We start from the raw sequence: 12,932 nt of genomic DNA on the forward strand, positions 1-12,932 counted from the left end.
GCGGTCCTTAGAGGCGGTTCTTCTTGCGCGTCGTCAGCATCTCGATCAGCCCCATGATGCCGTTCGGCAGAAACAGCGGCACGAGCACGAAAATCGCGCCGAGAAAGAACAGCCAGTATTCGGCGAAGTGCGCCGTAAAGAAGCTCTTCGCGCCGTTCACCGCAAACGCGCCGATAATCGGGCCGATCAACGTGCCGCGTCCGCCGACCGCGACCCAGATCGCCATCTCGATCGAATTGCCCGGCGACATTTCGCCCGGATTGATGATGCCGACCTGCGGCACGTACAGCGCGCCCGCGATGCCGCACAGCACCGCGGACACGGTCCAGACGAAAAGCTTGTACGCGAGCGGGCTGTAGCCGAGGAACATCAGCCGCGTCTCGCCGTCGCGCACCGCGGTGACCACGCGGCCGAGCTTCGACGTGACGACGGCGCGCGCACCGATGAACGTCACCACGAGCACGGCGAACGTCATCAGGAACAGCACGGTGCGCGTGCCCGGATGCGTGATCGGAAAGCCGGCGATGCGCTTGAAGTCGGTGAAACCGTTGTTCCCGCCAAAGCCGGTTTCATTGCGGTAGAACAGCAGCATGGCGGCAAACGTCATTGCCTGCGTGATGATCGACAGGTACACGCCTTTCACGCGCGAGCGGAATGTGAAGAAGCCGAACACCCACGCGACCACGGCCGGCACGAGCACGACGAGCAGCAACGCGTAGGCGAGATGCTGCGTGCCTTGCCAGTACCACGGCAGCTGATGCCAGTCGAGAAACACCATGAAATCGGGCAGGTCGCTGCCGTATTTGCCGTCGTGGCCGATCGCGCGCATCAGATACATGCCGATCGCGTAGCCGCCGAGCGCGAAGAACAGCCCGTGTCCAAGGCTCAGAATGCCGCAATAGCCCCAGACGAGATCGAGCGCGAGCGCGGCGATCGCGTAGCACATGAACTTGCCGGCGATCGTCATCGCGTAGGCCGACAGATGGAACGCGCTCGTTTGCGGCAGCACGAGTGCGGAAAACGGCACGCCGAGGCCGATCACGATAATCAGTGCGATGAGCGCCTGCCATGCGCGGCGCGACAGCAGCGCGGGGCGCGGCGGCAAACCGAGCGCGAAGCCGGACAGGTCGGCCGGGTTGGCGTCGCCTGCCGTGCCGTTCGCCGCGGCGCGCGGATCGACGGCGGCGGGTGAGGAAGTCGTGGCGGAAGTCATGTCGTTACGCCTCCGCGCTGCGGCCCTTCAGGGCGAACATGCCCTGCGGACGCTTCTGGATAAACAGCACGATCAGCACGAGCACCGCGATCTTCGCGAGCACCGCGCCCCAGAACGGCTCGATGGCCTTGCTGACGAGGCCGAGCCCGAAGCCGCCGAGTACCGTGCCGGCGATCTGGCCGACGCCGCCCAGGACGACCGCCATAAACGAATCGATGATGTAGCTCTGGCCGAGGTCCGGTCCGACGTTGCCGATCTGCGAGAGCGCGCAGCCGCCGAGGCCCGCGATGCCGGCGCCGAACGCGAACGCATACGAGTCGACGAGGGCGGTCTTGACGCCGACGCACGCGGCCATGCGGCGGTTCTGCGTGACGGCGCGCACGAACAGGCCGAGACGCGTTTTCGTCAGCACGGCCCACGCGATGCCGACCACGATCAGCGAAAACGCGAGAATCGCGAGCCGGTTGTACGGCAGGATCAGGTTCTGCATCACGGTGACGCCGCCGCTCATCCACGACGGGTTCACCACTTGCACGTTCTGCGCGCCGAAGATCATGCGCGTGGCCTGGATCAGGATCAGGCTGACGCCGAAGGTCGTGAGCAGCGTTTCGAGCGGGCGGCCGTACAGGTGCTTGAGCACGAGCCGTTCGAGCACGATGCCGACCAGCGCCGCCGCGACGAACGAGGCAGGAATCGCGAACAGCGGATACCAGTCGAATGCGCCGGGCGTGTAGCGTTGCATCAGGTTCTGCACGACATAGGTGGCGTACGCGCCGATCATCAGGAATTCGCCGTGCGCCATATTGATCACGCCGATCAGGCCATAGGTGATCGCAAGGCCGAGCGCCGCGAGCAGCAGCACGCTGCCGAGCGACAGGCCGGCGAACACGGTGCCCACGATTTCGCTGCGGCGCTGGATCGCGTCGAGCGCCTCGATGCCTTGCTGTGCGGCCGCGCGCACGCGTGCATCGGACTCCGCGAAGCTGCCGTCGGGCTTCTTCGCGACGATCGGGCGCAGCAGTTCGTTCATCTCGAGATCGTGCCGCGCGGCGACGAGTTGCACGGCTTCGAGCCGCTTCGCGGCGTCCGGGTCGTGCAGCGCGGTCATGGCCCACAGCACGTCGAGGCGGCGTTTCAAGGCCGGGTCGGTTTCCTTTGCGCGTGCCGCGTCGATCATCGGCTTCATCGCGATGTCGGGGCTTTTCAGCAACTCGCCGATCGCGGCGCGCCGCGTTTCGAGGTCCGGCGAGGCGAGCTGCAGGCCCGAGAGCGCGCCCGCGACTTTCGAGCGCAACAGGTTATTCAGCGTGACCGGTTGTGCGTCGCCTGCTGCGACTGTTTTACCGGTTACGGCATCGGTGGCGTGGTCGCCGCCGTCGGCCGATTGAATCAGCACTTCGCCGGAGTCGGTCGCGAGTGCGTTGTCCTCGGAGAGCGCTTTCAATAGCGCAAGCGATGGCGCGTCGTGCATCGCGATCAGCTTGTCGATCGCGGCGGACTTCGCGTCGAAGTCGTCGGCGGCGAGCGGTGCGACGTCGGCCGTCGTCAATGCGAACGCATGCTGCGGGGCGGCCAGCGCCATATACAACGCGCACGCGGCAACAGCGGAGTAAAAGCGCGAGGCGCTGGCTTTGCGCCGCACGAGTCTGGAGAAGAAGAACGCCATGATGGCCTTTGAAGAGAAAACCGGCATGCATGTCGGCGGCATCGGATGATGCGTCCAATGCCGCTTGCTACAGATCGAGCCCGGCTTCGATCGACGGTCGACAGTCGACTGATTGCGTTCGAATCCGGGCCCGAGGCGAAGCGTTCGACGCGCTCGAGCGCGTCGCCTGCTTACGCCGCGCGCGAGCGCCGCAGGAACGACGGAATCGAACTGACCACGTCGGGCTTGTGCTCGTTGCCGGCGATATACGGGCTCCACGGCTGCGCGCGAATCGCGGTCTTCGTCTTCCAGACCACGTTGAACTGCCCGTCGCCGCGAATTTCACCGATCATCACGGGCTTGTGCAGATGGTGGTTGCCGTCCATCTCGAGCGTGAAGCCCGACGGCGCCGCGAACTTCTGGCCGATCATCGCGACGCGCACCTTGTCGACGTCGGTGCTCTTCGCTTTCTCGACGGCCTGCTTCCACATATGGATGCCGACGAAAGTCGCTTCCATCGGGTCGTTCGTCACGCGCTTCGAACCGCCCGGCAGGCTTTGCGTCTTCACATACGAGGCGAACTCTTCCTTGAACGCCGTGTTGTTCGGTCCTTTCACCGACATGAAGTAATTCCACGCGGCCAGGTGCCCGACGAGCGGCTTCGTGTCGATGCCGCGCAACTCTTCCTCGCCGACCGAGAACGCGACGACGGGGACGTCGGTCGCCTTGATGCCCTGGTTGCCGAGCTCCTTGTAGAACGGCACGTTCGAATCGCCGTTGATGGTCGAGACGACCGTGGTCTTGCCGCCTTGCGAGAACGTCTTGATGTTCGCGACGATCGTCTGATAGTCGCTGTGGCCGAACGGCGTGTAGACCTCCTGGATGTCGGCATCCTGCACACCCTTCGAATGCAGGAACGCGCGCAGGATCTTGTTCGTCGTGCGCGGGTAGACGTAGTCGGTGCCGAGCAGGAAGAAACGCTTGGCGCCGCCGCCTTCGCTGCTCATCAGGTACTCGACCGCCGGAATCGCCTGCTGGTTCGGCGCCGCGCCCGTATAGAACACGTTGCGCGACATCTCTTCGCCTTCGTACTGCACCGGGTAGTAGAGCAGCCCGTTCAGTTCCTCGAACACGGGCAGCACGGACTTGCGCGACACCGATGTCCAGCATCCGAATACGCAGGCCACCTTGTCCTGGGTCAGCAACTGGCGGGCCTTTTCGGCGAACAGCGGCCAGTTCGACGCCGGGTCGACGACCACGGGCTGGATTTGCCGGCCCATCACGCCGCCGTTCTTGTTGATGTCGGAGATCGTCATCAACGCGGTGTCCTTGAGCGACGTCTCCGAAATCGCCATCGTCCCGGACAGCGAGTGCAGAATGCCGACCTTGATCGGCCCGCTGTTCGACTGCGCGTTGGCGAACGGCACCTTGCCCGCGAGCGCGAGCGCGCCCGACATCGAACCGAGCTTCAGAAGACTGCGACGTTTCATGTGCTACCCCTTGCCTTTGATGTTGAGTGTGTTGTTAGTTGTTGCGGCTCGCGCCGCGCGGGTATTGCGGCGGCCGGTCGAAGTGCGGACCGGCAGATGGTTGCGTAGTGCATGACTGGCCGCGTTCATTACTGCAAGGCACATGCCAATCATTGCAAAGCAGCACGGAGCGGCTAACATGCGCGCTGCGAGGCGGATTGCGCTCGGCCGGCCGCGCAAGCTTTCCATGCGTAGCAAGGGCTAAAGCGGTGCATGAGTGCGCGGTGCGCCTCGTTGCGGTGCGTGCCGCGCCGCAACGAAGCGCATGCGCGATGACGTGCGCACGGCGCGCGAAGCGGGTGCGCACGTTCGGTGCGCGGCTGCCGTGAGGTTGCGCACTGGTTGTGCACAGGCGCGCGGCTGCATACACTGAAAGACTGCGACCGGACATTGCGATCGACCACCGATCCCAACCATTGCCGACGAATCGCCAACGAATCGCCACCGAATCACCGAATCACCGAATCGCCGAATTGCCATTAACCAACCCACTGAAGACCTGGAGACGCAAGATGAATGACCGCGCTGCCAACATGCTCGACCTGTCCGCGTTCTGGATGCCGTTCACCGCGAACCGGCAGTACAAGAGCGCGCCGCGGCTGCTTTCGAAAGCGAAGGGGATGTACTACACGTCGCATGACGGACGGCGCATCCTCGACGGCACGGCAGGGCTATGGTGCGTGAACGCGGGCCATTGCCGCGACGAGATCGTCGCGGCGGTGCAGGAGCAGGCGGCCGAGATGGACTTCGCGCCGACCTTCCAGATGGGCCACCCGAAAGCCTTCGAAGCGGCGACGAAGATCGCGAAGCACACGCCCGGCGACCTCAAGCACATCTTCTTCGGCAACTCCGGATCGGAGGCCGTCGATACGGCGCTCAAGATCGCGCTTGCTTACCATCGCGCGCGCGGCGAAGGGCAACGCACGCGTTTTATCAGCCGCGAGCGCGGCTATCACGGCGTGAACTTCGGCGGCACGTCGGTGGGCGGCGTTCCGGCCAACCGCAAGGCGTATTCGGGCGCGATGCTGCCGGCGGTCGACTACCTGCCGCATACGCTGAACATCAAGGAAGCGGCGTTTTCGAAAGGGCAGCCGAAGTGGGGCGCGCATCTGGCCGATGAACTCGAGCGTCTCGTCACGCTGCACGATGCATCGACGATCGCCGCCGTCATCGTCGAGCCCGTGGCCGGGTCGACCGGCGTGCTGGTGCCGCCGCAAGGCTATCTCGAGCGTTTGCGCGAGATCTGCGACAAGCACGGCATCCTGCTGATTTTCGATGAAGTGATCACGGGTTGGGGCCGCCTCGGCACGCCGTTCGCCGCGCAGTACTTCAAGGTCACGCCGGACCTGTTGACGATGGCGAAGGGCACCAACAATGCCGCGGCGCCGTTGGGCGCGGTCGCCGCGAGCACGCGGATTCACGATGCGATCGTCAACAGCGCGCCCGCGGGCATCGAGCTGTTTCACGGGTACACGTACTCGGGGCACCCGATTGCCACGGCCGCTGCATGCGCCACGATCGATCTGTATGAACGCGAGCAGCTGTTCGCGCGGTCCGCGAAGCTCGCGCCCGTGTTCGAGGCCGCGATTCATTCGCTGCGCGGCTCGCGGCATGTGATCGACATCCGCAACCTCGGGCTGATCGGCGGCGTCGAACTCGCGCCGCGCGATGGCGCGCCGGGCGCGCGCGGCTACGAAACCTTCGTGCGCTGTTTCCAGAAGGGCGTGCTCGTGCGTCCGGCCGGCGACATCCTCGAGTTTTCGCCGCCGTTCATTGCCGACGAGGAACAGCTTGCGGAGATCTTCAAAACGGTCGGCGAGGCATTGAACGAAGTCGACTGAAGAAGATCGGGCGGTGCGGCGAAAGCGGCGGCGCGGGCCGCGGCGGCATGGCGTGCCGCACGGTCCGCGCCGCCGCGTTCTGTTTTGGGGTTTTGGGGCCTGGAGGCTTGGCGGCTTCAGAATGCGACGAACGGCCCGGTTCTGTCGCCTGCCTGAGTGCCGCTCAATACTGTATAGACACTGCGCCCGTAATAGAAAGGCAAGCCCCACACGAACATGTTCGACGACAGCGATAGCGCGCCGAGACTGTCATACGCGGCGTAGTGCGATTCGAAGAGCCGCTCGGCATCGGCGATCGAGAACGGCACCGTCGCTTGCAGGCCGACGGTCGACATCATCGTCGCGCTAAGGCTCAGCGTGTTCTGCGGCGCGAACCAGTTGTTGACGCCGGTCGGGATCGACGTGTCGCGGAACATCAACCCATTCGTGCCGCTGTCGACGATGGCCGGTACCGAGCGGCTCGCGTACATCGTCGTCAGTGTCCCTTGGTCGCTGACGGCGAGGACGGTCGGGTTGGCGGGCAATGCGTTGTTCGATCGCGTACCGACGCCGAAAATCAGCTCGCCGGCTGCGCTTGCCTGTCCGTCGGGCGGCAGCGCGGGCAGGCGGATGATCGTGCCGTTGTTGTCGGTGGCGAATGCGGCGACCGGATTCATGGTCTGCTGCTCGAGCGGTACGCGAGCGGCCGTGCACGACGTGGCGCTGGCACAGTAATAGTAGGTCGCGGCGAGCGCGGTCTGCGCGGCCTGCGGGAAATCGCGCGCGCGGTGGCCGATGCCGACGACGCCCTTTGCGCCGAGCGCGTCGACCGTGCCCAGGTCCGCGACGCCGCGTGACACGCAGTCGGCCGGCGTCGATTCGTAGGCATCATCGCCGACGATCTGCACGGGAATGTCGCGCGCGGTCATACCGCCGATCGTCACGTCCGCGCGACGCAGCGCGCCCCATAGGTAGCCGGAGCCGAACAGCGCGCATTGCGCGAGCGGCGAGTTGCCGCCCGTGTCGTTCGATGCGCCCGTTTGTTGCGGCAGCCGCGAAGCCTGCGACGAGCCGAGCGCGCTCGCGAACACGCGCACGCCGATCGAGCCGGTGTCGAGCAGCATGTGGTCGACGGTGGAGCAGGCGGCGCCGGTCGGCGCGTTCGGTGGGCACAGTTTCACCGTGACGTAGGGCTGGTTTACGGTTGCGCCGAGTGCGTTGTCGATGGTGATCGATGCGATGTTCGGCGGGGCGGTGGGGGTGTCGTCGCTGGAAGAGCTATCGCCAGAAGGACCATCGCCGGAAGAGCCACCGCCGGAAGAGTCACCGCTGGAAGAGTCACCGCTGGAAGAGTCACCGCTGGAAGAGTCACCGCCGGAAGAGCCGCCGCCGGAAGAGCTTCCACTAGAAGAGCCACCGCTGGAAGAGCCACCGTTGGAAGAACCACCGCTGGAAGAGCCGCCGCTGGAAGAACCACCGCTGGAAGAACCACCGCTGGAAGAATCACCGTCAACCACTGCACCCCCGGAAGCCCCATTCCCCCTCGGCACACCACTGCCGCCAGTAGCCCCGTTCGCTTTCCCGCCACTGGTTGTATTGGCAACGGTCGGGCTTTTCGACGGCTCGACCGCCTTGCCGAGCCACGACTGCGAATCCAGCGCCGTGCTGTCCTCGCCGCCGCAGGCGGATAACGCCGCCGCAAGCGTCGCCGCGCACAGCGCCTTGCCCAAGCGCGATCCGCCCATCGTCGCGTAGTTCCTCGTCTCGAACATGATTGCCCTCACTCCAGATCGCCCATATCGACGCGCGCCGGCACGAGCCGCGGCAGCCACGCCTTGCCGATGAACCGTCCTTGATGTCCGATCGACTCGATCTGCAAATCCCCGCTGCGCTCGACGAGCGGACCCGTGCCGCGCGGTTCGCGCCGGGCGGCCGATGCGACGTTCGGGAAGTAGCTGCCGAGCAGTGCGGTCATATCGGGGCGCACGGGCCCGCTCCACGTCACCGCGAATACGATGCCGTCGAGCGACGCGTATTCGTGCACCGTGACACCGTCGGCGGTACTCGTGCTATGCAGCGTCCAGGACGGATTCGAAGCAGCCGCTTGCGCGGCGCCGCGCAAGAGCGGCTTGCCGGTTGCGTTCGAGACGGTCTGGCTCGGCTTGCCGCCCAACGTCGCATGCGACGCGGTGGGGAACCACAGCAGCGCGGCGAATGCGCCGGCCGCGATCGATGAACATCGGCTCACAGGTCATGCTCCTGAAAAAGGTCGAAGCATGGTGCCAGACGAACACATCAGGATGGCTTACGAAATTTCAGAATCGATGCGCGGAAAAGGCATTAGTTGAAGCGCGAGGAAGACAGGCGAGTGCATCGCGGGAATGCGCAGGCGCAGCGGCAAGCGCGAAGAGAGAAATGCGCAGAGAGAAATGCGAGAGCAAAAAAAGCGCCGGCCAACGGCCGGCGCTTCTCACATCCACGAATCCGCAAGCTCAATAGGTCGGAACCGACGGATCCACCTGCCGCGACCACGCGTCGATGCCGCCTTGCAGATTGAACACCTTCGTATGGCCGCGCGATTCGAGGAACATCGCCACCTGCGCGCTGCGCGCGCCGTGATGGCAGACACAGACGACGGGCGCTTCGTCGTCGAGTTCCTCGCTGCGCGCCGGAATCTCGCGCATCGGAATCGACACGCTGCCGGCGATCTTTGCCGTTTCGATTTCCCACGGTTCGCGCACGTCGAGCACCACGGGCGCGGTGCGCGATGAGTCGGCGAGCCATTCGGCAAGAGCGGGGGCAGACAGGTTTTGCATCGGTGAATCCTGTGGGTTCGACTACACGTGGTACGGACGGATCGGCGAGCGGCCGCCGTTTAGAACCTGAAGCGCGGCGGGTGCACCGCGTTCGCGAGCGGCTCGACGTAGGTCTCGAACACGTCGGCGACGCGGAACTGCTTTTCGTCGACGCGCGTGATGATTTGAGCCTTCATGACCGGCAGCGAGCCGACAAAAGCCGCGAGGCGTCCGCCGACCTTCAGCTGTTCGAGCATCTCCTGCGGCAGCACGGGCAGGCCGCCCGACACGCAGATCACGTCGTACGGCGCCGCCGACGGCCAGCCGCGTGCGGCGTCGCCGGTCGCGACTTCGGCGTTGAGCACGCCGTTCGCGGCGAGATTCGCTTTCGCGAGCTCGGCCAGTTCCGGCTCGATGTCGACGGTCAGGACGTGCTGGCTGCGGTGCGCGAGCAGCGCGGCCATATAGCCGGAGCCGGCGCCGATTTCGAGCACGCTCTCGTGCTTCTTGACGGACAGTTCCTGCAGCACGCGCGCTTCGACGCGCGGCGCCAGCATGTGCTGGCCCGCGGGCAGCGGAAGTTCCAGATCGGCGAAAGCCAGTTCGCGGTACGCGGCGGGGACGAAGTTCTCACGCTTCACGATCGACAGCAGATTCAACACGTCCTGGTCGAGCACTTCCCAGGGGCGAATCTGCTGTTCGATCATGTTGAAGCGCGCTTGCTCGATATTCATGATGGGTTCGTTCTGCGTATGTGGTTGGAATGCCAGCGCACCGGACTCGGCCGGCCCGGACGCACCGTCGGCAGTGCACGGACACGGGAGTCCGCTGCGGGAGAACGTCGCGATTGTACCAAACCGGGTCGGTATAAATCCCTACACCGTCGTCCTTGCGGTTTCGCGGTACCCGAACAAGAATATATGGATAGAATGTAATCGATTACATCGCGAGGAGGCCATTTCGTGTCAAGACCGCTGCCGCACGGCCCGCATAATCCGCTCGACCCCGGCGATCCCGACGACGGATCGCCATCGAGCTCGCCCGCCGGGCCGGCATCCGCGCACAGGCAGAAGCCGAAGGCCGCGTCGCTGTCCGCGGCCCGAGTGCGCGAGACGTTCAGCGTGGCGAAGGACATCTCGATCGACGACGTCGCCGAGCAGGCGGGCGTGTCGGTTGCAACCGTGTCGCGCGTGCTGAACGGCCATTCGAACGTACGCGCCGAGACGCGCGAGCGCGTGCTCGCGGCGATCGATCAGAGCGGCTATCGCGTCAACGAACTCGCGCGCAACCTGCGCACCGCGGAAAGCCGCTTATTGTTGACGATGGTGCCGAACTTCGGCAATCCGTTTTACGCGGAGATCGTGCGCGGCATCGACAGCGTCGCGCGCCAGCATGGCTATTTCATGCTGTTGTGCGATACGGGCGCGGACCTGGGCCGCGAGCGCAGCTACTTCGACATGCTGCGGCGGCGCCGCGCGGATGGCGCGATCTGCCTCGATCCCGCCGCCGCGCAGCAGGCGCTGTCCGAAGAAATGACCACGCTGCCGTGGGTCGCGTGCTGCGAATTCGATGCCGACGTCGGCGTGCCCTATGTCGGCATCGACAACTACCGCGCGGCCGGCGACGCGGTGCTGCATCTGCTGTCGCGCGGCCACAGGCGCATCGCTTTCATCAACTCGGGCGACGGCTACCTGTATGCGCAACAGCGCGAGCGCGGCTATATGGACGCGATGCACAACGCGGGCCTCGTGCCGGACCCGCGCTGGCGCATGGATCTGAATAGCCTCGATTACGAGGCGGGCGCCTCCGCGGCTGCGATGCTGATGGCGCAACCCGATGCGCCGACCGCGATCTTCGCGATCTCGGACACGCTCGCGATCGGCGTGATCAACGGCTTGCGCAGCGTCGGCAAGCGCGTGCCGCACGACGTCGCCGTGGTCGGCTTCGACGATATTTCGCTCGCCGCGCAAATCGACCCGCCGCTGACGACGATCTCGCAGCCGATGCGCGAACTCGGCGAAACGGCTGCGCAGCTCCTGCTCAAGCGCCTCGCCAATCGCGGCGCGACGGTGCCGGGCGTGTTGCTGCCGCATCGGCTCGTCGTGCGCGGCAGCACATGATGCGCAACCGGGGAGCGCCATCGCGATGAGTCTCGCCGTCCGCTTCGACGACATCCGCAAAGACTTCGGCCCGGTGCGCGTGCTGCACGGCGTGAGTTTCGAGCTTGCGCCGGGGCGCATCTACGGGCTGCTCGGCGAGAACGGCGCGGGCAAGTCGACGCTGATGAAAATTCTCGCCGGCTACGAGCGCGCGAGCTCGGGCGCGGTGCTCGTCGACGGCGCGCCGCAGCAGTTCGACAGCTCGCGCGCGGCGGAAACGGCGGGCATCGTGCTGATTCACCAGGAGTTCAATCTCTCCGAGCATCTGACGATCGCGCAGAACATGTATCTCGGTCACGAGAAGCGCCGCGGCCTGTTGCTCGACGACGCTGCGATGCGCGCCGACGCGAAGCGCTACCTCGCGCAAGTCGGCTTGACGAAGCATCCGGACACGAAGGTCCGCGATCTGATCGTCGCCGAAAAGCAGATGGTCGAGATCGCGAAGGCGTTGTCGCGGCGCGCGCGTCTGCTGATCATGGACGAGCCGACCGCCACGCTCACGCCATCCGAAACCGAGCGCCTGTTCGCGCTGATGGCGAAGCTGAAGGCGGATGGCGTGACGATCGTCTATATCTCGCACAAGCTCGACGAAGTCGAGCGCATCACCGATGAAGTAATCGTGATGCGCGATGGCCGCTTCGTCGCGCGCAGCGACACGGCGGCGCTTGCGCGGCAGCAGATGGCGAATCTGATGGTCGGCCGCGAGCTGTCCGATATGTTCCCCGACAAGACGCCGGTCGCGGCCGATGCGCGCGTGGCGCTGCGCGTCGAAGGCTTGAGCGTGCCCGATTGGGTCGAGAGCCTGAGCTTCGAGGTGCATGCGGGCGAAGTGCTCGGCTTTGCGGGGCTCGTCGGCGCGGGCCGCACCGAAGCGTTCGAGGCAATCATCGGACTGCGCAAGCGCAGCGCGGGGCGCATCGAGATCGCCGGCCGCCGCGCGGACCTGAAGAGCCCGCGCGACGCGATGCGCCACGGCCTCACGTATCTGAGCGAAGACCGCAAGGGCAAGGGCCTGCATGTGGACCTGCGCCTGCAGGACAACCTGACGCTGATGACGCTCGAACGCTACACGCATCCGCTGCTCGACGTCAAAGCGGGCCGCGCCGCGCTGACCGAAGCGGTGCGCGAATTCGGCATTCGCACCGGCGACCTCGATAGCCGCGCGCGCATGCTGTCGGGCGGCAATCAGCAGAAGCTCGCGCTCGCGAAATTCCTGCAGCCGAACCCCGATGTGATCGTGCTCGACGAACCGACGCGCGGCGTCGATATCGGCGCAAAGCGCGACATCTATTTCCTGATTCACCGGCTCGCCTCGGAAGGGCGCGCGGTGATCGTGATCTCGTCCGAACTGATCGAACTGATCGGCCTTTGCCATCGCGTCGCCGTGATGCGTGCGGGCAAGCTGCAAGCGACGCTCGGCCTCGACCATCTGACTGAAGAGGAGTTGATCGCTCATGCGACCGGCACCCACTGACACTTCCGCGCCGACGCCGCGCGCCATGCGCGTCGTGCACGTGCTGTACGGCTTCGGCCCGCTCGCGGGCCTGATCGTGCTGTGCATCGCGGGCACGCTGCTGAACCGCGACTTCGCGACCGTCGACAACATGATGAACGTGCTCACGCGCACGTCGTTTATCGGCATCATCGCAGTCGGCATGACCTTCGTGATTATTTCCGGCGGCATCGATCTGTCGGTCAAGTCGGAGGCCAAGCGGTCTTAGGAAGACAAAACATTCTACCAACTCCTTGGCTCACAGAACGACATGGCTAC

11 protein-coding genes and 1 pseudogene are annotated in these 12,932 nt (G+C 65.3%); 5 read left to right on the forward strand and 7 right to left on the reverse strand.

What is annotated here, in order from left to right; translation table 11 throughout:
• Positions 1-7 precede the first annotated feature (7 nt).
• The 3 genes from urtC to urtA form a co-directional block, all read right to left on the reverse strand.
• Positions 8-1,213, reverse strand: a complete 1,206-nt coding sequence (gene urtC, locus QYH69_RS33545) for an urea ABC transporter permease subunit UrtC (protein WP_308835972.1) — start codon at positions 1,211-1,213, stop codon at positions 8-10.
• A gap of 4 nt (positions 1,214-1,217) precedes the next feature.
• Positions 1,218-2,795, reverse strand: coding sequence for an urea ABC transporter permease subunit UrtB (gene urtB / locus QYH69_RS33550; protein ID WP_308835978.1), 1,578 nt, complete (start codon positions 2,793-2,795; stop codon positions 1,218-1,220).
• 254 nt (positions 2,796-3,049) lie between these two features.
• Complete coding sequence (gene urtA / locus QYH69_RS33555; protein WP_308835973.1) at positions 3,050-4,348, reverse strand: urea ABC transporter substrate-binding protein; 1,299 nt, start codon at positions 4,346-4,348, stop codon at positions 3,050-3,052.
• Positions 4,349-4,899: 551 nt separating this feature from the next.
• Between urtA and QYH69_RS33560 the strand changes: the two genes are divergently transcribed.
• Complete coding sequence (locus tag QYH69_RS33560) at positions 4,900-6,228, forward strand: aspartate aminotransferase family protein (protein WP_075156492.1); 1,329 nt, start codon at positions 4,900-4,902, stop codon at positions 6,226-6,228.
• A 116-nt stretch (positions 6,229-6,344) separates the two neighbouring features.
• Here the strand turns inward: QYH69_RS33560 and QYH69_RS33565 are convergent, their stop codons facing one another.
• Complete coding sequence (locus tag QYH69_RS33565; protein WP_308835979.1) at positions 6,345-7,448, reverse strand: DUF3443 family protein; 1,104 nt, start codon at positions 7,446-7,448, stop codon at positions 6,345-6,347.
• Here QYH69_RS33565 and QYH69_RS33570 point away from each other — a divergent pair.
• Positions 7,432-7,962 carry a hypothetical protein gene (locus QYH69_RS33570; RefSeq protein ID WP_308835981.1) on the forward strand — a complete coding sequence of 177 codons (531 nt, stop codon included), beginning with the start codon at positions 7,432-7,434 and terminating at the stop codon, positions 7,960-7,962. The genes QYH69_RS33565 and QYH69_RS33570 overlap by 17 nt on opposite strands.
• A 25-nt stretch (positions 7,963-7,987) precedes the next feature.
• Here QYH69_RS33570 and QYH69_RS33575 read toward each other — a convergent pair whose 3' ends face one another.
• The 3 genes from QYH69_RS33575 to QYH69_RS33585 form a co-directional block, all read right to left on the reverse strand.
• Positions 7,988-8,455: a DUF2844 domain-containing protein gene (locus QYH69_RS33575; RefSeq protein ID WP_308835974.1), complete on the reverse strand. Its 468-nt coding sequence runs from the start codon at positions 8,453-8,455 to the stop codon at positions 7,988-7,990.
• 244 nt (positions 8,456-8,699) lie between these two features.
• Positions 8,700-9,023: a rhodanese-like domain-containing protein gene (locus QYH69_RS33580; RefSeq protein ID WP_308835975.1), complete on the reverse strand. Its 324-nt coding sequence runs from the start codon at positions 9,021-9,023 to the stop codon at positions 8,700-8,702.
• Between the two features lie 59 nt (positions 9,024-9,082).
• On the reverse strand, positions 9,083-9,736 hold the full coding sequence (locus tag QYH69_RS33585; RefSeq protein ID WP_075156494.1) for a protein-L-isoaspartate O-methyltransferase: 654 nt from the start codon (positions 9,734-9,736) through the stop codon (positions 9,083-9,085).
• 354 nt (positions 9,737-10,090) lie between these two features.
• Between QYH69_RS33585 and QYH69_RS33590 the strand changes: the two genes are divergently transcribed.
• From QYH69_RS33590 to QYH69_RS33600, 3 genes and pseudogenes are all read left to right on the forward strand, one after another.
• Positions 10,091-11,122, forward strand: coding sequence for a LacI family DNA-binding transcriptional regulator (locus QYH69_RS33590; RefSeq protein WP_308835980.1), 1,032 nt, complete (start codon positions 10,091-10,093; stop codon positions 11,120-11,122).
• Positions 11,123-11,147: 25 nt separating this feature from the next.
• Positions 11,148-12,635, forward strand: coding sequence for a sugar ABC transporter ATP-binding protein (locus tag QYH69_RS33595; RefSeq protein WP_308835976.1), 1,488 nt, complete (start codon positions 11,148-11,150; stop codon positions 12,633-12,635).
• Positions 12,616-12,870: pseudogene (locus QYH69_RS33600) on the forward strand (ABC transporter permease); the annotation flags it as partial. The gene QYH69_RS33595 and the pseudogene QYH69_RS33600, both read left to right, overlap by 20 nt.
• Positions 12,871-12,932 lie beyond the last annotated feature (62 nt).

This window comes from Paraburkholderia sp. SARCC-3016, from assembly GCF_031119615.1.
Taxonomy (GTDB): Bacteria; Pseudomonadota; Gammaproteobacteria; order Burkholderiales; family Burkholderiaceae; genus Paraburkholderia.